Source organism: Streptomyces sp. MP131-18, from assembly GCF_001984575.1.
GTDB classification, from domain to species: domain Bacteria; phylum Actinomycetota; class Actinomycetes; order Streptomycetales; family Streptomycetaceae; genus Streptomyces; species Streptomyces johnsoniae.
Genome location: NZ_LZNS01000001.1, coordinates 7308435 through 7330768 on the forward strand (window position 1 = coordinate 7308435; position 22334 = coordinate 7330768).

At 74.6% G+C, this 22334-nt stretch carries 19 protein-coding genes; 11 read left to right on the forward strand and 8 right to left on the reverse strand.

Annotated features, from left to right (window positions below; all coding sequences use genetic code 11):
- Nucleotides 1-48: 48 nt before the first annotated feature.
- Nucleotides 49-654: a hypothetical protein gene (locus tag STBA_RS32520; protein ID WP_077063763.1), complete on the reverse strand. Its 606-nt coding sequence runs from the start codon at nt 652-654 to the stop codon at nt 49-51.
- A 139-nt stretch (nt 655-793) separates the two neighbouring features.
- Between STBA_RS32520 and STBA_RS32525 the strand changes: the two genes are divergently transcribed.
- From STBA_RS32525 to STBA_RS32535, 3 genes are all read left to right on the forward strand, one after another.
- Nucleotides 794-2167, forward strand: a complete 1374-nt coding sequence (locus STBA_RS32525) for a peptidase C39 family protein (protein WP_077062603.1) — start codon at nt 794-796, stop codon at nt 2165-2167.
- A 171-nt stretch (nt 2168-2338) separates the two neighbouring features.
- Nucleotides 2339-2668: a helix-turn-helix domain-containing protein gene (locus tag STBA_RS32530; RefSeq protein WP_077062604.1), complete on the forward strand. Its 330-nt coding sequence runs from the start codon at nt 2339-2341 to the stop codon at nt 2666-2668.
- A gap of 409 nt (nt 2669-3077) precedes the next feature.
- A complete protein-coding gene (locus tag STBA_RS32535; RefSeq protein ID WP_077062605.1) occupies nt 3078-4247 on the forward strand; it encodes an acyl-CoA dehydrogenase family protein in 1170 nt (389 codons plus the stop codon).
- Between the two features lie 22 nt (nt 4248-4269).
- On the opposite strand, the gene STBA_RS32540 is transcribed toward STBA_RS32535, so the two are convergent.
- Complete coding sequence (locus STBA_RS32540; protein ID WP_253195307.1) at nt 4270-4572, reverse strand: hypothetical protein; 303 nt, start codon at nt 4570-4572, stop codon at nt 4270-4272.
- A gap of 287 nt (nt 4573-4859) precedes the next feature.
- On the opposite strand from STBA_RS32540, the gene STBA_RS32545 reads away from it, so the two are divergent.
- The 5 genes from STBA_RS32545 to fxsA all read left to right on the forward strand — a co-directional run bounded on the left by STBA_RS32545 (nt 4860) and on the right by fxsA (nt 10559).
- Nucleotides 4860-5300, forward strand: coding sequence for an Lrp/AsnC family transcriptional regulator (locus tag STBA_RS32545; protein WP_077062607.1), 441 nt, complete (start codon nt 4860-4862; stop codon nt 5298-5300).
- Between the two features lie 74 nt (nt 5301-5374).
- A complete protein-coding gene (locus tag STBA_RS32550) occupies nt 5375-7015 on the forward strand; it encodes an amidohydrolase (RefSeq protein WP_077062608.1) in 1641 nt (546 codons plus the stop codon).
- A 506-nt stretch (nt 7016-7521) separates the two neighbouring features.
- Nucleotides 7522-9198, forward strand: coding sequence for an apolipoprotein N-acyltransferase (gene lnt, locus STBA_RS32555; RefSeq protein ID WP_077062609.1), 1677 nt, complete (start codon nt 7522-7524; stop codon nt 9196-9198).
- Nucleotides 9195-9962, forward strand: coding sequence for a polyprenol monophosphomannose synthase (locus STBA_RS32560; protein ID WP_077062610.1), 768 nt, complete (start codon nt 9195-9197; stop codon nt 9960-9962). The genes lnt and STBA_RS32560 overlap by 4 nt, the downstream gene beginning before the upstream one ends.
- Before the next feature lie 3 nt (nt 9963-9965).
- On the forward strand, nt 9966-10559 hold the full coding sequence (gene fxsA / locus STBA_RS32565; RefSeq protein ID WP_077062611.1) for an FxsA family membrane protein: 594 nt from the start codon (nt 9966-9968) through the stop codon (nt 10557-10559).
- A 103-nt stretch (nt 10560-10662) separates the two neighbouring features.
- Here the strand turns inward: fxsA and STBA_RS32570 are convergent, their stop codons facing one another.
- Nucleotides 10663-11037: an RNA polymerase-binding protein RbpA gene (locus STBA_RS32570; protein ID WP_049570522.1), complete on the reverse strand. Its 375-nt coding sequence runs from the start codon at nt 11035-11037 to the stop codon at nt 10663-10665.
- 169 nt (nt 11038-11206) lie between these two features.
- Entirely contained in the window at nt 11207-11896 is a 690-nt protein-coding gene (locus STBA_RS32575) for a hypothetical protein (RefSeq protein WP_079252271.1), read from the reverse strand.
- Nucleotides 11897-11995: 99 nt separating this feature from the next.
- Between STBA_RS32575 and STBA_RS32580 the strand changes: the two genes are divergently transcribed.
- Nucleotides 11996-13495: a PLP-dependent aminotransferase family protein gene (locus STBA_RS32580; protein ID WP_077062612.1), complete on the forward strand. Its 1500-nt coding sequence runs from the start codon at nt 11996-11998 to the stop codon at nt 13493-13495.
- 67 nt (nt 13496-13562) lie between these two features.
- On the opposite strand, the gene STBA_RS32585 is transcribed toward STBA_RS32580, so the two are convergent.
- Nucleotides 13563-15257, reverse strand: coding sequence for a bifunctional 3'-5' exonuclease/DNA polymerase (locus STBA_RS32585; RefSeq protein ID WP_077063764.1), 1695 nt, complete (start codon nt 15255-15257; stop codon nt 13563-13565).
- Between the two features lie 209 nt (nt 15258-15466).
- Here STBA_RS32585 and STBA_RS32590 point away from each other — a divergent pair, with 209 nt between their 5' ends.
- Nucleotides 15467-15730: a hypothetical protein gene (locus STBA_RS32590; protein WP_077062613.1), complete on the forward strand. Its 264-nt coding sequence runs from the start codon at nt 15467-15469 to the stop codon at nt 15728-15730.
- 16 nt (nt 15731-15746) lie between these two features.
- Here the strand turns inward: STBA_RS32590 and STBA_RS32595 are convergent, their stop codons facing one another.
- Both STBA_RS32595 and STBA_RS32600 read right to left on the reverse strand, forming a co-directional pair.
- Nucleotides 15747-16184 carry a hypothetical protein gene (locus tag STBA_RS32595; RefSeq protein WP_077062614.1) on the reverse strand — a complete coding sequence of 146 codons (438 nt, stop codon included), beginning with the start codon at nt 16182-16184 and terminating at the stop codon, nt 15747-15749.
- A 142-nt stretch (nt 16185-16326) separates the two neighbouring features.
- Nucleotides 16327-17172: a DeoR/GlpR family DNA-binding transcription regulator gene (locus STBA_RS32600; protein ID WP_077062615.1), complete on the reverse strand. Its 846-nt coding sequence runs from the start codon at nt 17170-17172 to the stop codon at nt 16327-16329.
- Between the two features lie 178 nt (nt 17173-17350).
- On the opposite strand from STBA_RS32600, the gene STBA_RS32605 reads away from it, so the two are divergent.
- The gene (locus STBA_RS32605; RefSeq protein WP_107485150.1) at nt 17351-19720 is read left to right on the forward strand and encodes a hypothetical protein; all 2370 of its coding nucleotides are present in this window, start codon (nt 17351-17353) and stop codon (nt 19718-19720) included.
- Nucleotides 19721-19724: 4 nt separating this feature from the next.
- Here STBA_RS32605 and STBA_RS32610 read toward each other — a convergent pair whose 3' ends face one another.
- Nucleotides 19725-22145, reverse strand: coding sequence for a right-handed parallel beta-helix repeat-containing protein (locus tag STBA_RS32610; protein ID WP_077062616.1), 2421 nt, complete (start codon nt 22143-22145; stop codon nt 19725-19727).
- Nucleotides 22146-22334: the final 189 nt, after the last annotated feature.

Below are 22334 nucleotides of genomic sequence, written 5' to 3' on the forward strand. Positions count from 1 at the left end.
GACCCCCACAACGGGCTCCGGTTGCCTGCCTCCGGCACCCGCCGGGCCTCACGCGCAGGCATGGTAACCGCCATCCCTCGGTACCATCAGGATATCCGCAAAGGGCTTTGACGGATCTTCAGTGAAGTGCGTCCGCTCGGCCGCCGCCCACATCCGCCAGAATTCCGCCAGCCCCGGGCCGTCGCGGCGCAGCCCCTGCGCGTGGGCGGTCGCCTCGGGCACGGCCAGCCAGATCAGCAGTGCCAGCCACGGGCGCACCGCGCGCCGGCCCGCGCCCACCCCCTCAAGCAGGACCACCGGCGCGGGCGGCAGCGCGGCGGTGCGCGCGTACCTCCGGTGTTCCCAGTCGTACACGGGGTACCGCGCCGGCCCGCCCGCGGCCAGCGGGCGCAGCACGCCCCGCGTCAGCCGGTCCTCCCAGCCGAAGAACGCGCCGTGGCTGGCGAGGTCGTCGAGGTGTACCACCGGGGCGTCGCCCAGGGCCGCGGACAGGCGGCGGGCCAGGGTGCTCTTCCCCGAGCCCGCGTGCCCGTCGATCCCCACCAGGCGCACGGGACCGCAGGAGGGCCGCAGGGCGCGCACCCGGGCCGCAAGACCGCCGAGCCCTTCGCCGGGGCGGTCGGCATCCTCGGCGTCGTCGGTTTCGAAGATCATCTCTGCCAGGGTATCGGCGCCACAGGTCGACACCAATATTGTTTCTGCGCGTTCCCTGTCGCTTACTGGTCGTCAGGACGGCAACGGGCGATAGTGGTCGGCACACGTCCTTCAGACGACCGGAGACAACCGGGAGAACATCACCGTGACCACGACGCCCCGCCGCACCGTACTCGCCGCCGCTGTCGCCGCCGCGGTCGGCTCGACCGCCTCGCTCCCGTCCGGCGCCGCCGCGGCGGAGGGCTCCGCCGCCGGCGGGCGCCGCCGCCCGGCCGCCTCGACCATCGACAACAAGAGCTGGACCACCGCGGCACAGTGGCGGTCCGGCACCGCGGACGGCGTGACCGTCGTCACCGGCGCGAGGCCGGGCGTGGCCGTGGGCACGCCCGCCGGTACCGCGGACTACGCCGACCCGCACACCGGGACCACCCGCAGCTGGGAGTACGCGACGTGGCTCTCCCCGCGGCAGCGGGCGGCCACCCCGGCGAACGAGCTGATCGCCTCGTGGAACGCCGAGACACCCGCCGGGACCTGGCTGCGGGTCGAGATGCTCGGCACCTACACCGACGGCACCGACACCCCCTGGTACACGCTGGGAATCTGGGCGTCCGGCGACGAGGACATCAGGCGCACCTCCGTCGACGACCAGTCGGACGGCAGGAGCAGCGTCTGGACCGACACCTTCGCCGTCGACGATCCGGCCGCCGGGCCGCTCCTCGCCTCCTACCGGCTGCGCCTGACCCTGTACCGGGCGCCGGGCGGCGGCGCGACGCCGACCGTCTGGCGTCTTGGCGCCATGACCTCGGCCGTACCGGACCGCTTCGAAGTGCCGGCGACCGAGCCGGGACCCGCCGCGGGCGTCGAGCTGACCGTTCCCCCGTACTCGCAGAACGTGCACATCGGGCGGTACCCGGAGTACGACAACGGCGGCGAGGCGTGGTGCAGCCCCACCTCCTCCCAAATGATCATCGAGTCCTGGGGCCGGGCGCCCACCGAGCAGGATCTGGCCTGGGTCGACCCGCAGTTCGACGACCCGCAGGTCTGCCACGCCGCCAGGTACACCTACGACTACCAGTACGCGGGCTGCGGCAACTGGCCCTTCAACGCGGCCTACGCCGCCACCTACTCCGGTCTCCAGGCGGTGGTCACCCGCATCGCGACCCTCGCGGACGCGGAGCGGCTGGTCGCCGCGGGCATTCCGCTGATCACTTCGCAGTCGTTCTACGAGGCCGAGCTCGACGGTGCCGGCTACGGCACCGCAGGGCACCTGATGACGGTCATCGGCTTCACCGAGGACGGCGACGTCATCGCCAACGACCCGGCCAGCAGCGACAATACGGCCGTCCGCCGCGTGTATGCGCGTCGGCAGTTCGAGAATATCTGGCTGCGGACGAAGCGGTACGACGCGGCCGGCCAGGTCAGGAGCGGCACCGGCGGGGTGTGCTACCTGTACTTCCCGACCGAGCTGACGGAGCAGCAGAAATCCGCGCTGGCCGCGGTCGGCATCGGCTGACCCGGCGGGCCGCTTCGGCGCCGCCGTGGCCCCGCGGACGCGCGGGGGCACGGCGGCGCCCGGGGAGGCCGCGGCCACGGTGGGCGTTCCGGCCGCCGCCGTCGCCGCGGTTAAGGTGATCGGGTGCCGCATCCGAGCCCCGTCACCGCCCCAGGAACGACAGGAGTGCGCATGAAGAAGCGGACGTACACGTGCGGGCTCGACGCCGCCATCGACGTCATGGGGGGCAAGTGGAAGGGGCTGATCCTCTTCTCGCTCGACGAAGGCCCCCTGCGCTTCGGGGAGTTACGGCGTGCGGTGCCCGGGATCAGCGAGCGGATGCTGGTCCTGCAACTGCGTGAGATGGAGAACAGCGGCCTGGTGCACCGCGAGGTCTACCACCAGGTCCCGCCCAAGGTCGAGTACTCGCTGACCGACTTCGGCCGTTCCCTCAACACGGCTCTGGAGCCGCTGGGCGCCTGGGGCGAGGAGAACATGCGGCGCATCGAGGCCATCCCCTGACCCGGCCGCGCCCCGGGCCGCGCGTACCCGCACGTCCGGGTGGGTAGGGCCGAGGCGTGACCGCGACGAGGGGGCAGCGTGCCGGGGCGCCGTGGGGCGCGGGAAACCGGCCCGGCGGCAGCCGGCCACGGCGCTCGCCGCCTCGGCGGCACCCGTTCGCGGGCGCGGGCGCCCGGCCCCTGCCGCACACCACCGGCGGTGACCTGCGCCGCCGCGCCGTGCGTTCCTCGCGCGCGGCAGCTTCGGAGCGGCCATAGCATCGGCCCCACCCCGTCGTGCCGCGCACGCACCACCACCTCCGCGCGGCGGGCCAATCGCCCGCCGGCCCCCGATACCCCTGCCCACCACCCGGCCGCCGCAACCCGGCGGCCCGACGTGTGACCTGCCGTCACCCCAGGGAGGAAACGCGATGGCCACCATCGACCGCGCCGGACGTGTCCGGCGCCACCTGCCGACCGAGGAAGCGCGCGACCTGCTCGCCCTGGTCGGCGACCTGACCGAACGCGAGATCCGGCCGGCCGCGGCCCAGGAGGAGGCCACCGGTACGTTCCCCCGCGCCACGTTCGAACGGCTCTCGGCCGCCGGGCTGCTCTCGCTGCCCTACCCCGGCGAGTACGGGGGCGGCGAGCAGCCGTACGAGGTCTATCTCCAGGTCCTCGAAGAGCTGGCCGCCGCCCGGCTGACCGTCGGCCTCGGCGTCAGCGTCCACACCCTCGCCTGCCACGCCCTGGCGGCCTACGGGACCAAGGAGCAGCGGGCCGCGTACCTGCCCGGCATGCTCGGCGGCGGGCTGCTCGGCGCCTACTGCCTCTCCGAGCCCTCCTCGGGATCGGACGCCGCCAGCTTGCGCACGCGTGCCGTCCGGGACGGCGGCACCTGGGTACTGACCGGCACCAAGGCGTGGATCACGCACGGCGGCATCGCCGATTTCTACACGGTCCTGGCACGCACCGGGGGCGAAGGGCCGCGCGGCATCACCGCGTTCCTCGTGCCGGGGGACGCCGCGGGGCTCGGCGCCGCCGCGCCCGAGCGCAAGATGGGCATGAACGGGTCGCCCACGGCGCAGGTCCACTTCGACGGGGTCGTGGTGCCCGACGACCGCCGCCTGGGCGAGGAGGGGCAGGGCTTCACGGTGGCCCTCGCCGCCCTCGACTCCGGCCGCCTCGGCATCGCGGCCTGCGCGATCGGGGTGGCGCAGGCCGCACTCTCCGAGGCGCTCGCGTTCGCCTCGGGGCGGGAGCAGTTCGGGCGGCCCGTCGCCGACTTCCAGGGGCTGCGGTTCATGCTGGCCGACATGGCCACGCAGATCGAGGCCGGGCGTGCCCTCTACCTGGGTGCCGCCCGGCTGCGCGACGCGGGCGAGCCGTTCTCCCGGCAGGCGGCCATGGCCAAGCTGTTCTGCACGGACACCGCGATGCGCGTCGCCGTGGACGCCGTTCAACTGCTGGGCGGCTACGGCTACACCGCGGATTTCCCGGCGGAACGGTATCTGCGCGAGGCGAAGGTGCTCCAGATCGTCGAGGGCACCAACCAGATCCAGCGCAGCGTCATCGCCCGCCACCTGGTGGGCCCGTCCTGAACGAGCGCGGGGCAGGCGGCTGTCAGGCCGCCTGCCGCAGCGCCGCGTCGTCGGGCGTCGCGTGGGAGAACGGCTGGAGGCGCCAGTCGAGGCTCTCCGGTAGCGAGGCCAGCAGCGCGGTGTCGTGGCCGGTCCGCGGCACCGGCGCCACCGCCGCCTTCTCATCGGCGACCATGCGGCCGGACCCGGCACACACGGTCAGCCCGAACGGGTTCCACGGGGTCGGGCAGAGCGCATGCTCGGGCAGCGCCGTCCCGGGGGCGGCGAGCGCTATCGGCTGGGTGCAGTCGGGGCAGACGACGCGGAACAGGTCAGCCGCCTCCATCTCTTCGTCGGACACCTCGGCATCCTCATGGAACTCGGCCCCGAAACCGCTGTGTTCGGAACGCTTCAGTGGCTTCACGGTGCGCATGACATCCCCCTAGGACGGCACAGTGGCGTCGGCCACAGCAAGCACTTCCCGCCGCGATCAGCGAATAATCGTGAAGCAGAACCGGACGCCGACAGCATTTTGTGTCGTTGGTCACACAATCGTCGCGAACGCGTCACCACGCGGCGGTCCGCACGGCGCGCGACCCCCGAACGCCGCCGTTCCGGGTAGGTTACGGGACCGTGGAGGAACTGGACCGGCGCATCGTGGAACTGCTCGTCAAAGACGGGCGGATGAGCTACACCGACCTGGGCAAGGCCACCGGCCTCTCCACCTCGGCCGTGCACCAGCGGGTGCGCCGCCTCGAACAGCGCGGCATCATCCGCGGCTACGCCGCGATCGTCGCGCCCGAGGCCGTCGGACTGCCGCTCACCGCGTTCATCTCGGTGAAGCCCTTCGACCCGAGCGCGCCCGACGACATCGCCGACCGCCTCGCCGGAGTGCCCGAGATCGAGGCGTGCCACAGCGTCGCGGGCGACGAGAACTACATCCTGAAAGTCCGCGTCGCCACGCCCGCGGAGCTGGAACACCTGCTCGCCCGCATCCGTTCCCTGGCGGGCGTCTCCACCCGCACCACCGTCGTGCTGTCCACCCCCTACGAATCCAGGCCTCCGAGCATCTGACACCGGCCGGTCGTCGCCGCGGCGGCGCGGGCCCCGCGGCCCGACCGGGGGCGGGGGAGCGGAAGACTGGGGGCATGACCGAAAGCACCACCCCCGGCCGCCGGCCGCGCACCGTGCTGCTGCGCCGCGGCGAGGTCCACAGCCCCGCCGACCCGTTCGCCACGGCCATGGCCGTGACCGGCGACCGCGTCGCCTGGGTCGGCTCCGAGGCCGCCGCGGACTCCCTCGCCTCCGCCGCGGACGAGATCGTCGACCTGGACGGCGCGCTCGTCACACCGGCGTTCACGGATGCGCATGTGCACACGACCGCCGCCGGGCTCGCCCTCACCGGCCTCGACCTGGCGACCGCCCGTTCCGCCGACGACGCGCTCGCCCGCGTTCGCGCCCACGCCGCCGCGCAGCCGGGCGACGGGGTCCTCCTCGGACAGGGCTGGGACACCACCGACTGGCCGGAACGCGAACCCCCCGCGCGGCGCGAGCTGGACGAGGCCGCCACCGGCCGCCCGCTCTACCTCTCCCGCGTCGACGCCCACTCGGCGCTCGCCACCACCGCCCTGCTCGACCTCGTGCCCGGCGTCGACCGGCTGCCCGGTTACCACCCGACCGGACCGCTCACCGCCGACGCCCACCACGCGGTGCGGCGCGCCGCCGACGCCGGGGTCAGCGCCGAGGGGCGGCGGGCCGCCCAGCGCGCCGCGCTGCACCGGGCCGCCGCGCTCGGCATCGGTGCCGTGCACGAGTGCGCGGGACCTGAGATCTCCAGCGAGGACGACCTCGCCGCCCTGATCGCGCTGGCCGCGCGGGAGCCGGGCCCCCGCGTCTTCTGCTACTGGGCCGGTCTCGTCACATCCGCGAAGGATGCCGACCGCATCCGCGAACTCGGCGCCGTCGGGGCCGCGGGCGACCTGTTCGTCGACGGCTCCCTCGGCTCCCACACCGCGCACCTCCACCACCCCTACGCCGACGCCCCGCACACCGGCACCGCCCACCTCACCGCACACGAGGTCGCCGCCCACGTCACCGCCTGCACCGAGGCCGGTCTCCAGGCCGGTTTCCACGCCATCGGCGACGCCGCGCTGACCGCCGTCACCGAGGGCGTGCGGGCCGCGGCGGAACGGCTCGGCGCCGCCCGGGTGCGGGCGCTGCGGCACCGGGTCGAGCACGCCGAAATGCTGACCGCGGACACCGTCGCCGCCTTCGCGGACCTCGGGCTGACCGCCTCAGTGCAGCCCGCGTTCGACGCCGCGTGGGGCGGCGGGGACGGCATGTACGCCCGGCGCCTCGGCCCCGGCCGGGCCGGGACCCTCAACCCGTTCGCCGCCCTGCTGCGCGCCGGCGTCCCGCTGGCCTTCGGCTCCGACGCCCCCGTCACCCCGCTCGACCCGTGGGGCACGCTGCGCGCGGCGGCGTTCCACCGCACGCCCGGGCACCGCATCTCCGTGCGCGCCGCGTTCACCGCCCACACGCGCGGCGGCTGGCGCGCGCTCGGCCACGACGACGCGGGGGTGCTCGTGCCGGGCGCCCCGGCCGACTACGCCGTGTGGGACACCGGGGAGCTGATCGTCCAGGCGCCCGACGACCGCCTCGTGCGCTGGTCGACCGACCCCGGTTCCGGCACCCAGGGCCTGCCCGACCTGGCCCCCGGCGCCCCGCTGCCGGTGTGCCTGCGCACGGTCGTCGGCGGCCGGACGGTGCACGACCGGCTGAACGAGTGATCTGCTCGCGGGCCATACCGCCGAACGACGTGCGCTGAGCCTGTCGGCCGCCGCCCCACCAGCCGCACTGACCTGCCGGTTTGGCGGAAAGATCCAGGTCAGACACCTGTTGACAGGCGGCGGTCGGGCAAGGGTAGGTTCGGCCGGGTCCACCACAAGACGTCCGGCCGGCGCTCCTCCGCGCAGCCGTCGAACGCTGCTGGGCCAGTGGGCGGAGTGCCAAGACCCGGCGCTCCGCCGGCGGGAGCCAGGTCCAGCCGCCTGCGGCACGGGGGCGGAAGGTTTCGTCCGGTCGGCTGGTGCGACCCGGGGCGGGGCCCGGACGCTCAGTAGACAACGGCTTTCGGTCGGTCCGCAGCCAGCGGGTCCCGGGTCGGACCGAAGGGCGCCGGGCCCCGATCCGCAGCCCCCGCGTCGCCGCAGTATGCCGCGTTCGAGGTACGGTCGTTCATCATTGCCCGCTCTCCAGAGAGGCCACGACCGTGCCATCGGGCCCTGAGACGACCATGGCAAGCGAGACCGACGCACCAGGACCGGACGGGCCGGCACGTGACGGCGAGCCGCTGGCCTCTCCCGTCCGCCGTCCCGGCCGAATCCGCAGGTCGGTGGCTGCTGTCCGCCTGCACTGGCGGTCCGAGCTGGTGGCCGTGACCGCCGGTCTCGCACTGGCCCTCGCGTTCCCGCCCTACGACGTCTGGCCGCTGTCGATCGTCGCCGTGGCCGTCCTGTCCGCGCTCGTCCGCGGCCGCAGCGCGCGGCAGGGCGCCTGGCTCGGGTTCCTGCTCGGCTTGCCGTTCTTCATCGGCCTGCTGAAGTGGCTGCACGTCATCGGCTGGGACACGGTGATCGGCCTCTCCTTCGTCGAGGCGCTGTTCTTCGTGCCGCTGGGGGCCGGCCTCGCCGTCACCTCGCGGCTGCCCGCGTGGCCGCTGTGGGCGGCGTGCCTGTGGGTCGCGCAGGAGTGGGCCAGGGACCGGGTGCCGCTGGGCGGCTTCCCGTGGGGCCGCCTGGCGTTCGCCAACACCGGCACCCCGTTCACGCCGCTGGCCGCCCTGGGGGGCGCGCCGCTGGTCACGTTCGCCGTCGCGCTGAGCGGCGCCCTCCTGGCCTGGGCCGCGCTGCGGCTGCTGCCCCTGCTCCGCACGTGGCGGACGCAGCGCGCCCCCGCGGCCGCGCTGCCCGTGCTGGGCGCAACCGGCCTCGCCGCGGCCGTCGCGGCGGCCGGGTACGCGGTGCCGGTGCCCACGGACGCCGACGACACGGTCTCCGTCGCGGTGGTGCAGGGCAACGTGCAGCAGGCGGGCATGGACTTCCTCGGCCGCCCGATGCTGATTCTCAACAACCACGTCGAGGCCACCCTCGACCTGGCCGACGACATCGACGCCGGCCGGGTGGAGCGCCCGGACCTCGTGCTCTGGCCGGAGAACGCCTCCGACCTCGATCCCTACCGCAGCACGGAGGCGCGCGCCGCGATCGACCGGGCCGTCTCCGCCGTCGGCGTGCCGATCCTGGTGGGGGCGCTGGTCGACCACCCCACCAAGGACGGCTACGTCGAGAACCAGGGCATCGTGTGGGACCCGGAAACGGGCCCGGGCGACTCGTACACCAAGCAGCACCCCGTGCCGTTCGGCGAGTACGTGCCGTTCCGCGACCAGCTGAGCAAGGTGATCAGCCGCCTGGAGCGGGTGCCGCGCGACTTCTACCCCGGCGAGGAGCCCGGCGTCCTCGACGTCGGCCCGGCGCGGCTGGGCGACGTCATCTGCTTCGAGGTCGCCTACGACGGCATCGTCCGGGACACCGTGAACGCGGGCGCGCGCGCCCTCGTCGTCCAGACCAACAACGCCACCTACGGCAACACCGGCCAGCCCGAGCAGCAGCTCGCCATGTCCAGGCTGCGGGCGGTGGAGCACGGCCGCGCCATCGTCACCGCGGCGACCAGCGGCATCAGCGCCATCGTCGCCCCGGACGGCACCATCGAGCAGCAGACCGAGGAGTTCACCCAGGACGTGCTGACGGCCGAGCTGCCGCTGCGGGACGACAGGACCGTCTCCGACCGGGTGGGCGCCGCCCCCGAGTGGACGCTGGCGGGCCTCGGCCTGCTGATGTGGGCGGGGGCCGCGGTCCGCGAGCGCAGAGGGCGGGCCGGCGGGCCGCGGGCGGCATCTAAGGAGGCCGCCGAGTGAGCGACCGCGCCCCGCGCGAGGGAGCGCCGCCGGGTCCGGCCCTGGTGATCATTCCGACGTACAACGAGGCCGACAACCTCGCGCCGCTCATCGCCCGTCTGCGGACCGCGGTGCCCGACTGCGACGTCCTGGTGGCCGACGACAACAGCCCGGACGGCACCGGCAAGCTCGCGGACGAAATCGCCGACGCGGACGCGCAGGTGCACGTGCTGCACCGGGCCGGCAAGGAAGGGCTCGGCGCCGCCTACGTCGCGGGCTTCCGCTGGGGCCTCGCCCGTGGCTACGGCGTGCTGATCGAGATGGACGGCGACGGCTCCCACCGGCCCGAGGAGCTGCCGCGGCTGCTGACTGCCCTGCGGGACGCCGACCTCGTGCTCGGCTCGCGCTGGGTGCCCGGCGGCCGGATCGTCAACTGGCCGCGGCACCGCCAGCTGATCTCCCGCGGCGGCAGCGCCTACTCCCGGCTGCTGCTCGGGCTGCCGCTGCGCGACATCACCGGCGGCTTCCGCGCGTTCCGGGCGCACGTGCTGGACAGCGACCTGCTCCAAGACGTCGACTCGCAGGGCTACTGCTTCCAGGTGGACCTGCTGAACCGCACCGTCAGGGCCGGGCACCGGGTCGTCGAGGTGCCCATCACCTTCGTGGAGCGCGAGCACGGCGACAGCAAGATGAGCAGGGACATCGTGACCGAGGCGCTGTGGCGGGTCACGGCATGGGGACTCGCCGCGCGCTTCGGGAAACTGACCGGTTCCAGGCACACTTGAGACATGACGAGCGGCAGTCCTTCCCCTCACCGGTCCGGGCCCCCGCGGCGCCGTGGCCCCCTGGTCCTCCTCCCGTTGCTGATCGCGGCCTGGGCGCTGCTGGAGATCTGGCTGCTGATCCTGGTCGGGGACGCGGCCGGGGGCGTGACGGTCTTCCTGCTGCTCCTCGCCGCCCTCGTGCTCGGCGCGGTCGTGATCAAGCACGCCGGACGGCGGGCCTGGCAGCGGCTGGCCGAGAGTCTCCAGCGTGGCGGCGAGCCACCGGCCGGTGACGAGCGGGCGGCGCGCGGCGGGCACGGGCTGACGATGCTGGGCGGCCTGCTGCTGATGGTGCCCGGGCTCGCCTCCGACGTGCTCGGGCTGCTCTGCGTCTTCCCGCCGACGGCGGCTCTGCTGCGCCGCGCCGGGGCGCGGTATGTCACGCGCCGCAGCGGGCCACTCGGCGCCGCGTTCGAGGAGGCCAGGACGGCCAGGGAGCAGATGCGCATGCGCCGGGGCGACGGCAGGGTCGTCCAGGGCGAGGTGATCCGGGACGACGAGGACGGACCCGGTGAGCCGGGTGAGGGCGGCGGCGAGGTGCGCCCCGGGCAGCCCTGAAACCGCCCGCGCGTTTGGGCGCGGGCGGTGGGAAAGCAGGCAAAGATAAGGGGCCGGGTCACCGTGCGTGACCCGAGCCCTCGTCCTTTAGCCGCCGTGGCGGCTAAGCCGACTTGCGGCTGTCGCGCGGATGCACCGCGATGTTCATGGCGCCGGAGCGCAGGACCGCCAGCCGCTCGGCCAGCACTTCCTCCAGCTCCTCACGCGTACGGCGCTCCATCAGCATGTCCCAATGCGTGCGGGCGGGCTTGCCCTTCTTCTCCTCCGGGCCTTCGCCGTCCACCAGCAGGGCCTGCGCCCCGCAGACCTTGCATTCCCACTCCGGCGGGATCTCGGCTTCCACCGAGAACGGCATCTCGAACCGATGTCCGTTCTGGCATGCGTACTCCACCGCCTGACGCGGCGCGAGGTCGATACCGCGGTCCGTCTCGTAGCTGGTCACCACGAGCCGCGTGCCGCGCAGAGCTCGCTCACTCATGAATCGTGCCTCCCGGGCTGGTCGCCCACAGGACAGGTTTCGCTGTCATCATCAATCAGGTCAACGTCCGGTCGGCGGTGAAGATTCCCGTTGCTGGTCATACGTCGCCCGTCGTACCGCCCCTTCTCGTACCCGCCGGCGTCCGGTTTGTCACATCTGGCTTGAGATGTCACCCGGCGTCCGCACAGGATGGCTCGGGGTGACGGTCCATCCGGCGGGACCAAGGGCGTAGAATACCCCGCCGCCGCCGGACCTCGAAATCCATTCCGGATTTCGGTTTCCGGACTCCGAACATCCGCAGGAACATCTGGGCCAGCGGGCCGATGGCGAGGGCGTAGACCACGGTCCCCACGCCGGCCGTGCCGCCCAGCAGGATTCCGGCCGCGAGCACCACCAGCTCGATCCCCGTGCGGACCAGCCGTACCGACCATCCGGTGACCCGGTGCAGCGCGGTCATCAGGCCGTCGCGCGGGCCGGAGCCGAAGCCGGCGGCGATGTAGAGGCCCGTGGCCAGCCCGTTGAGCACGACCGCGAACAGCATGAGCGGCACCTGCGCCGCCAGGGCGCCCACCCGGGGGACGAGCGCGAGGGTGGCGTCCATCGACAGCCCGACCAGAGCTACGTTCGACACCGTCCCGAGTCCGGGGCGCTCCCGCAGCGGAATCCACAGCAGCAGGACCAGCGCGCCCGTGATGTTCACCACCAGGCCGATGGACAGGCCGGTGTGCTCCGAGACGCCCTGATGGAGCACGTCCCACGGATCGAGGCCGAGGCCGGCGCGCACCATCAGGGCGATGCTCGCCCCGTACAGCAGGAGACCGCCGTACAGCTGAACGAGGCGGAGCGGCAAGCGGTTCATCGGAAGGGTCCCCCTGGTGTAAGTGGCCTGGCCTGTGTCACTGTGTGGCCTGCATGCCGCGCGAAACGAGAGCCAATGATCGAAAGGTGGCCTGAATCCATGGCTCAGTGGACTTCTACGGTGGGAGCCGCTCATCTGGCCCGTTTGCTCGGCTCCCAGCACGGCGGCGACCGGACCGCTCCCGGACGCGCGCCCGCCTACCGCGCACTCGCCGACGGACTGCGGCTGCTCGTGCTCGAAGGCCGCGTGCCGGTCGCCGCGCGGCTGCCCGCGGAGCGCGAGCTGGCCGGTGCGCTGCGCGTCAGCCGCACCACCGTGGCCTCCGCGTTCGAGACGCTGCGCGCCGAGGGATTCCTCCGTTCGCGCCGCGGCTCGGGAAGCTGGACCGCCGTGCCGCCGGGCCGGCCGCTGCCGGGCCGCGGCCTCGATCCGCTGCCGCCCGAGGCGGCCGGCTCGATGCTCGACCTGGGCTGCGCCGCGCCGACGGCCCCCGAGCCGTGGCTGACCCGGGCCTGCCGCGCCGCGCTCGACGCGCTCCCGCCCGCCGCCCGCACCCACGGCGACTTCCCCGCCGGGCTGCCCGCACTGCGGCAGGCCCTGGCCGACCGCTACACCGCGCTCGGCGTGCCGACGATGCCCGAGCAGATCATGGTCACCACCGGGGCGATGGGTGCCGTCGGCGCGATCTGCCGGCTGTTCGCCCCGCCGGGGGAGCGCGTCGCCGTCGAACACCCCTCCTACGCGAACGTTCTCCAGCTGATGCGCGAGGCGGGCACGCGCCTGGTGGCCGTTCCCCTGGGGCCCGGGCCGGCCGGCTGGGACCTGCCGGCCTGGCGCCGGGTGCTGAAGGACTCCTCGCCCAGGCTCGCCTACGTGATGGCCGACTTCCACAACCCCACGGGCGCCCTCGCCGACGAGGAGCAGCGCCGCGAGCTGGTCGCGGCGGCCCGCGCCGCGGGCACCCTGCTCCTGGTCGACGAGACGATGGCCGATCTGGCCCTCGACTTCCCGCCGGGGGAACGGCCCCGGCCGGTGGCCGCCTTCGACCACGGCGGGGCCGGGGTCGTCACCGTCGGCTCGGCGAGCAAGACCTTCTGGGCCGGGCTGCGCATCGGCTGGGTCAGGGCCGCCCCCGAGGTGATCCGCAGCCTCGTCGCGGCCCGCGCCTGGGCCGATCTGAGCAGCCCCGTGCTGGAACAGCTCGCGCTGACCTGGCTGATGACCTCGGGCGGCTGGGACGAGGCCGCGGACCAGCGCAGGGCGGAGATCAGGGAGAGCCGCGACGCCGTGGTCCGGGCGCTGCGCGTGCACCTGCCGGACTGGGAGTTCACCGTGCCGTCCGGCGGCCTCACGCTGTGGGTGCGCACCGGCGGCCTGTCCGGCTCGCGGATCGCCGAGGCGGCCGTGCGCCTCGGGGTGCGCGTCCCCTCCGGCCCCCGCTTCGGCCTCGACGGCGCCTTCGAGGGATACATACGCGTCCCGTTCACGGTGAGTGGCCCGGTCGCCGACGAGGCGGTGGGACGGCTGGCCGCCGCGGCCCGGTTGGTGGCGGACGGCACCGCCACCGGCGCCGAGGTCCCGCTCGCGCACATCGCCTGACCGGCCGGCCCGGCATACCGGGGAACGGCCCTCCGGCGGACGTGATCGGGTCCGTCAGCGCCGCAATCTAGCGGGCGTCCGCGTAGCACTCCACGACCGATGTCGTGAACGGGAACCTGACCGGTGTGCTGCCGAACGTCAGGCGGCCGGCGGACTCCCCGGCCGCGCGCACCGCCTCCGCCACCGTGCCCGCCTCCTCGGTGGGGCAGTGCACGATGACCTCGTCGTGCTGGAAGAACACCAGCTCGGCCCGCAGGTCACGGAGCATGGCCCGCAGGGCGGCGAGCATCAGCAGCGCCCACTCCGCGGCGCTGCCCTGCACCACGAAATTGCGCGTGAACCGGCCGCGCGCCCGCGCCGACGGGGTGACGCCGCGGGGCCGCTCCGACTCCTCCGCCCCCTCCGGCGGATCTCCCGGCTCCGCCGTGCCGGGCGGCGGGCTGGTGCGGCCGAGCCAGGTCCGCACCAGCCGGCCCTCCTCGCCCGCCCGCGCCGCCTCGTCCACGTAGGCGACCGCCGTGGGGAACCTGCGCCGCAGGTCCGCCAGATGCCGCAGCCCGTCGCCCGACGTCTGCCCGTACACGGCCCCGAGCAGCGCCAGCTTGGCCGCCGCCCGGTCGCCCGAGAAACCGCGTCGCGACAGCGCCGTGTAGAGATCGCCCGTCCCCCCGGAGGCGGCCATCAGGCCGGGATCGCGCGAGATCGCCGCGAGCACCCGCGGCTCCAGCTGGTCGGCGTCGGCCACGACCAGGCACCAGCCGGGATCGGCCACCACCGCCCGCCGCACCGCGCGGGGGATCTGGAGCGCCCCGCCGCCGTGCGTGGTCCAGCGCCCCGACGCGGCGCCGCCCGGCACGTACTCCGTGCGGAACCGGCCGTCCCGCACCCAGGAACGCAGCCACGACCAGCCGTGCGCCGTGTGGATGCGGTAGAGCCGCTTGTACTCCAGCAGCGGGGCGACGGCGGGGTGGTCGATCTCCCGCAGCTCCCAGGCCCTGGTCGAGGTGAGCCTGATCCCGGCGCGCGAGAACGCCCGGATGATGTCGGCCGGCAGGTCGGGCCGTACCCGCACGCCGTCCCCGAAGGCCACCGACACCCGCTCGGCCAGCTCGGCGAGCCGCCGGGGCGGCGCCCCGCCCGGATAGCGCTCCCCGAGCAGCTCCGTCAGCAGCTCCCGGTGCACGTCGGCCCGCCACGGGAGGCCCGACCTGCCCATCTCGGCCGCGACCAGCGTGCCCGCCGACTCGGCGGCCAGCAGCAGCCGCATCCGCTCCGGGCGCACCGTCCCCGCTGCCCGCGCGAGCTGGCCGGCGTACACCCGCAGCAGGGCCTGGAGCGGGTCCGCGTCCAGCGGCAGCGGCACCGGCTCGGCGGCGAACAGCGAAGGCTGCGCGGAATCCGCCGGGCCCTGCGGCGGGTCGTCGGGCACCGGCAGGCCGCTGAGCCGGGCGAAGGCCGCGCTCAGCGAGCGCGGCAGCCCGTACGCGCCCTCGTGCCCGAGCAGGAGCGCCTCGGCCGCCTCCACGTCGTAGCAGCGCTCCACCCGCAGCCCGGCGGCGAGCAGCCGCGGATACAGAGAGGCCGTGGAACGCCACACCCACCGCGCGACGCCGGGCCGCCCGCGCACCGCCTCGGCGGGCCCCGCGGCCCGCTCGGGCGGGCCGGCGGCCCGCCCCTCCTCGTCCAGCGGGCACACCACGACCGAGCTGTCGGCGTACTCCGCCATCGCCCATCTGCCGCCCACCGGCCGCCTTTCGCTCATGTGGCCGATTCTGGCAGCCGCCACTGACAGCGCCAGGCCGCGCGGCACGGCCCTACTCCAGGGGGAGCAGCGCGGGAGCCGCTGCCCGTACGACGACGCGGGGCCGTGCGGGCGCAAGGCTCGGGGGTGACGAGAAACGCGTCCCGCGGACGCCCCGCGCACGGCGGCGGCGGCCGTCGGCAGCCCTCCGGAGAAGGAGCGACACCACTATGGAGATCCTGGCGCACGCCTATCGCGACGACGGCCCCGGGCCGTGGCTTCTACTCATTCCGCTGCTGTGGGCGGCGATCGCGGCCCTCGCCTTCTGGCTGCTGCGCCGCACCGTGTGGCGCGGCGGGCGGGGGCCAGGACGCGAAACGCCGGCCGGTCTGCTGGGCCGGCGCTTCGCCGCCGGGGAGATCGAGGCGGAGGAGTACCGGGCGCGGCTCGCCGTGCTCGGCGAGGGCCGGCCGTCCGGCCGGCGTCGGACCTGACGCGGGCGGTCCCGGCTCAGGCGTGCGCGGCCCAGGGGTGGCGGACCGCGTGTGCCTCCGGCGGCGTCGGCGGGTGCGGGACCGGCAGGGTGAACCAGACGGTGCGGCCCCGTTCGTCCTGGTGGGCCCGCAGCCCGCCGCTGTCCGGCACGGCGGCCACGGACGGTGCGTGGTGGGCGCGGGGCCCGTGGTCCCGCACCGAGACGGCCACGCGGTCCCACAGCAGCCGCAGTTCGACGGTGCAGGGCGGCTCGGCGCCGGCGCCCGCGTGCCTGCGGGCGTCGGCGAGCAGGCGGACGACGCCCGCGGCGGCTCCGTCGCCGAGCTGCGGCAGCCGCCACTCGTGCAGCTGTGCCGCGACCGTGCGGCACGCCTGGTCGGCGCGGGAGGGCAGCGCGGCGAACTCCACCGCGCGGGTAGGGGCGGGGGACGGGGCGGCGGAAAGTCTGGTCACGGTGCGGGCTCACTGCTCCTGTGCGCGGGCGCGGTTGGCGCGGTTCGGCGTACATCGACGGGGGCGTCGGGGTCGACGGGAAGCTCCGGACGGGAAAGTGTCCGGATTATTCCAGTTTTTCCGTCAAGGCTGCCGCCTCGCATCACGGCGTGGGCCGTTCCGGTGTGTCCGGCTCTCCGGCGATCAGCAGCTCCGCGAGGTGCTCGCCGATCTCCTCCCGGTCCGGCGCCGCCAGCCCGGCGTCCGTCACGAGCGTGTCCACCTCGTCCAGCGAGGCGAACGAACTCAGGCCCGTCGTACCCCACTTGGTGTGGTCCGCCACGACCACCACGCGCCGTGCCGAGCGGATGAAGTGCCGGTTGGTCTCGGCCTCCGCCAGATTCGGCGTGGAGAGTCCCGCCTCCACCGAGATGCCGTGGACGCCGAGGAAGAGCACGTCGAAGTGCAGGGAGGCAATGGCCGCGTCCGCCACCGGGCCCACCAGCGAGTCCGACGGGGTGCGCACCCCGCCCGTCAGCACCACCGTCGCCGATGGCGGCGCCGAGGAGCCGCCCTCGGCCGCCTGCCCCGCGTGGTGGAACACGTCCGCCACCCGGACCGAGTTCGTCACCACGGTCAGCTCCGGCACCTCGAGCAGCTGGTGCGCCACCGCGTACGTCGTCGTGCCGCCGGAGAGCGCCACCGCGCTCCCGGGGGTCGCCAGTGCCGCGGCGGCCCGTGCGATGTCGCTCTTGGCCGACAGCTCCAGGGACGACTTCGCCTCGAAACCCGGCTCGTGCGTGCGCCGCTCCGCCACCGGAACGGCGCCCCCGTGCACCTTCTCCAGCGAGCCCTGGCGCGCCAGCACGTCCAGATCCCGCCGCACCGTCATGTCCGACACCTGGAGCATGCGCGTCAACTCGCTGACCCTGATGCCCCCGCGCCGCCGCACCTCGTCCAGGATGAGCGCCCGCCGCTGCCCGGCCAGCAGGTTCTGGTTGTCGCTCACGCCGTCTCCTCTTGGTGTCGCGGGCCGCCCGGAACCCCGTCCGGAGGTTGCGCACGGGCCAGGCGTCCCCATGCTGCCGACGTCATCCTTGCATGCCAAACATCCCCCTCACGAGGGCGGTTCGGCAGGGCCCCGCGCGGAGAAGAGCTGAACAGGGCAGCGACGGAGGGGGACCACGATGACCACGGACGGCACGGCACCGCCCGCGGGCCGGGACGGCACGGCGGCGGTGCGCCCGGTGCCGGAGGCGCTCGCAGGGACGCCGCCGGAGCCCGCCGTCGAGCTGATGGTGCACGGCGTGGGCGGCACCACCCCGGAAAAGATGCTGGAGGACGCGCGTACCACCCGGGTCACCGGCGACGCCACGGCCAGCGTCTACCGGCGCACCGAGGACCTCGCCGACCGGCCGTGGGGGGACACCGGGCCCGTGCGCGAGGCCTACATCTGGTGCAACCTCACCTCGGGGAACGGGGCGCGGGCCCTGTGGCTGCTGCTCCTGCCGTTCACCATCGTCAATCTCGCGCACTGGATGCGCCCTGCCGCACCGGGGCCGCGGCGCACCGACCGGCTCTACGACACCCTGGTGCGGCTGACCGCGCTGTCGCTCACCGTACTGCTGGCCGCCGGGGCCTGTGCCGTGTCCCTTGACCTTCTGGCCTGGCAGTGCGCCGCTTCGGCCGCCTGCGCCGAGGGCACCTCCTGGATCGAGCCCTTCGGCCCCGGCCACGGCTGGTGGGCCCAGCCCGGCCGCCGACTCGCGCTGGCCGCGGTCGTGCCCCTGGCGCTGATCGCCCTGCTGTGGTGGCTGTCCCACCGGACCTGGAGCGCTTACGAGTCGGCGTCCCCGCCCGTCAGGCCGCGCCCCGACGGCGGAGACCACGCGCGCCTGAGCCTGCCCGGCTTCTGGTACGGCCGCGCCCTCGTCGCCCGGCTGCGCGCCACCCACGTCACGGTCGCCCTGCTCACGGTGGCCGCGGCCCTGCTGACCGCCACCGGCCCGTACGACCGCGGCGGGCAGGGCAGCACCCCGCTCGCGGTCTGCGGCTGGCTGCTGCTCGCCGCGACCGTGGCGGGCGGCTGCGTCGTCGCGGTCCAGCAGGCCAGGCACGGGCGCACGGAGGAGGAGCCGGACGACCGGCCCGAGCCCTCGGTGACCCGCACCCTGCCCCGGGCGGCGATGGTGCTGCTGCTCCTCGTCGTCGTCCACACCGGCTGGAGCCGCCCCGACTGGGCGGCCACCGGCCGCCACCCGGCCGGCTCCGCCGTCTTCCCCGCCCTGACTCTCGTGCAGGGCGCGCTGGTCGTGGCCGTCGCCCTGGCAGCGCACCGCCTGCACCGGCAGGCGCGCAGCGCGGACCGCGGCGCGCTCGGGGGGCTCGGCGGCGCCTGCGTCGCGATGCTGGCGTGCGGTCTCGGCGGGGTGCTCACCGGCGGCGTCGCGCAGCACCTGGCCGACTGGCTCGACCCCTCGGCGGCACCGGGGGAGCCGGGCGCGGCCATCGCCGGGCCGCCGGTGCTGCTCAGCTGGGAGGCGTCGGTCATTCCGCTCCTGCTCGTCGTCGTGCTCGGCCTGGCCGTGGCCGCGCTGCTGCACGCGCGCCGGAGCAAGAAGCGGCTCGCCGCGAGCGTGCGCGACCAGTACCCGGACGAGAGCTGCGAGCCGCTCCGGGAGCGCAGCGACCGCATCGCGTCCGCTGTCGCCCGCGCCTCGCTGACCGACCACGCGCCGGTGCTCGTCGGCTGGATCAGCGGCGCCTGCCTGGTGTTCGGGCTCACCGCCGTCGCCGGCTCGCTGACCGGCGACTCGCCCTCGCAGGCCGCGGCGGACTCGCCCGCCGTGCTGTCCTTCACCGCCGACGCCTGCCAGGCCCTCGGCTCCTGGCTGATGGGGATAGGAGTCGTCCTGCTGCTGGCCATGGGCCGCCGCGCCTACCGTGACACGGCTTCCCGCCGGACCATCGGCATCCTCTGGGACATCGGAACGTTCTGGCCCCGCGCCGCCCATCCGTTCGCGCCGCCCTGCTATGCCGAGCGCGCGGTGCCCGACCTGTCGTGGCGCATGGGCACCTGGGTCGACTCCACCGGCGGCCGGCTGATCATCTCCGGGCACTCCCAGGGCAGCGTGCTGGCCGCCGCAGCCGTGTGGCAGCTGGACGCGGCGACCCGCAGCCGGATCGCGCTGCTGACCCACGGCTCGCCGCTGGCCCGGCTCTACGGCCCGTGGTTCCCGGCGTTCTTCGGCCCCCAGGCCCTGGACGCGCTGCACCGCGACATGCCGCGCTGGCGGAACCTGTGGCGGGCCACCGACCCGATCGGCGGTCCCGCGGGGGGCGGCGATCCGCCGGTGGACCGCGGGCCGCTGCCTGACCCGATGCACTACGGCCGGAATCTGCAACGCCCTCTGCCCGAGCCGATCCTCGGGCACGGCGACTACGAGGAGGACCCGGCCTTCATACAGGAGCGCGCCGAGCTGTTCCGCGCGCTGGGCCACGCGCCCCTGGCCGTGCCGGCCCAGCAGGGGCAGGCGGCCGAGCAGCAGGGCCCGTGAGGTCTCAGCGCGGCGCCGGCAGGTCCTCGGGGTGGAGCAGCGTCAGCTCCTCGGTGCTCGGCTCCGCGAGCCGGGCCACGCGCCCCGCGTGCCGTTCGACCATCGCCTCGAACGTCTGGCGCGCCGCCCTTCCGTTGCCGAACGAGGGGCCGCGGTCCAGCACCGTGAAGTACTTCAGCAGCGCCTCCCTGGTGCCGTCGGCGAGGTCGTACTCCTGCTCCCGCGCCTGCTGGTCGACGATGCTCAGCAGCTCCTCGGGCGAGTAGTCGCCGAAGGCGATGGTGCGGGAGAAGCGCGAGGCGACCCCGGGGTTGACCGCGAGGAAGCGTTCCATCTCGCCGGTGTACCCGGCGACGATGACCACGACGGCCTCGCGGTGGTCCTCCATGAGTTTCACCAGCGTGTCGATGGCCTCCCGGCCGAAGTCCCGGCCCGCGTCCTCGGGCGAGAGCGCGTACGCCTCGTCGATGAACAGCACGCCGCCCCTGGCCCGTTCGAACGCCTCCTGGGTGCGGATCGCGGTGGAGCCGATGTGCTCGCCGACCAGGTCGACGCGGGACACCTCGACCAGGTGGCCCTTCTCCAGCACGTCGAGCGCGGCCAGGATCTCGCCGTACAACCGGGCCACCGTGGTCTTCCCCGTGCCCGGGGAGCCGGTGAACACCAGGTGGCGGCGGACCGAGGCCGCCTTCAGACCGGCCTGTCTGCGGCGCCGGCCCACCTCGATCATGTCGATCAGCGCCCGCACTTCGAGCTTCACCGTGTCCAGGCCCACCAGGGCCTCCAGCTCCGCCAGCACCTCGTCGGCCGCGCGCCCGGCCGACGCGTCGGGCACCTGCGGCGCGGGCGGGGCCGCGCCGCCCTGCGGGGCGGCCTCCTGCCGCGCATGCCCGGCCGCCGGCTGCGCCGCCCGCGGCGTCTCCTTCTCCTTCAGCCTCACATCGGCCCCCGGCGCCGAGGTTTCGTCGCTCTGGCACTCGGTGAGGACGGGGCTGTCCTCCGCGAAGACGTAGCCGCCGCGGGTGCAGCGTTCGGTGCGGCAGTGGCGCAGCGCGGTGCGGCAGCCGTCGATGATGTGGAACCCGTAGCCGCCCGAGCCGGTGATCCGGCAGCGCGAGAACGTGCCCCGCCCGCCGGCCGAGACGTATACGCCCGCCTCGGCCGGGCCGCTGACGGTGCAGTCCGACACCTCGGGGTCGGCGTCCTTGGTGACGATGACCCCCGTTCTGGCGCGGTCGATCGTGCAGCCCGTGACCGTGCCGCCGCTGCCCGGGTCGCGGAACCAGGCGCCGGTGCCGACGCCTTGTATCCGGCAGGCGTCGAGGCGGGCCGTCGCGCCGTCGCTGACCGAGACCGCGGAGCCGCGGACCTCCTCGATCCGGCTGTCCACCACGTCCGCACGCGACCCGGCGTCCAGCACGAACAGCGCATCCGGCACGTGGTGCACCCGGCAGGACTCCAGCACGGCCGTCGCACCGTCGCTCACCCAGACCGCCGGGTAGTCACCGGTGGACTCCCGGATCTCGCAGTCGTGCGCGTCGGCGTGCGTGCCCGGGTCCCACACGGACATCCCGTTGCGCCCGAAGCCGCTCACGGTCGTCCGTACCAAGGTCAGCACCGAACGCGACCGCAGGTCGAGGGCATTCTCCGGGATGTCGGACACCTGGCTGTCGGTGAGGGTCAGAACGGCATCGGAGTCGAGCGAGATCCCGTCGCCCGTCGGCGAGCTCACCCGGCAGTCGGTGAGGTGCGCCGTGGCGCGGTCGGCGAGCTGGACGCCGGTGCCGCGCACGTCCTGGACGGCGCAGTTCACCGCGTCGACCGCGCTGCCCTCGCCGCTGACGGACAGACCGGCGCCGCCGGAGCGGCGGATGCGGCAGCCCTCGAGCCTGAGATGGGCCGGGCCGCGGACGGTGACGCCCGGCTGTCCCGACTCCGCGACCTCGCACTCCTCGAACAGTCCGCCGGCGCCGTCGGTCACGCTGATCCCCGTGCCGGTGGGGTTGCTGACGCTGCACCGGCGCACGGTCGGCCGCGCGCCGCCGCGCACCTCTATGCCGGACGCCGAGGCGGTGTGCACCGTGAGGCCGCTCAACTCCGGCGTGCTGTTCTCGATCAGCACGGCGGGCGCGGCCGTGTCCTGTCCCTCGATGCGCAGTTCCTGCACGGTCGCGGAGCCCCGCACGGTCAACGGCACGCCGTCCGGCGGCGCGATGCGCGCCGGGCCGTCCTTGGCCTCGCCGGGGCCGCGCACGGTGACCGACTGCTCGATCACCAGGTTCTCGCGGTAGGTGCCGGGACCGAGCACCAGCACGTCGCCGTCGGCCGCGGCGGCCAGGGCTTCGGTGACCGTGGCGTACACGGCGGTCCTGCGCCGCCAGCGTGCTGTTCCGGTGTGCGTCACCTGGACCGAGCCCTTAGTCATGGAACCGATGTGCCCCAACCTCGTGCGATGACGGAAGCGCGTTATCACGCGTACTTGGCCGCTCCACCGTAGCGCGCCGCAGACCGATCGAATGACTGGATCGATGTCGGCGCACGCGCGCCGTTGGCTCACTCCCGCGCGCCGGTCGTGCGCCCGAGCGCCCCCCAACCCTATGTGGTGACGCACTGT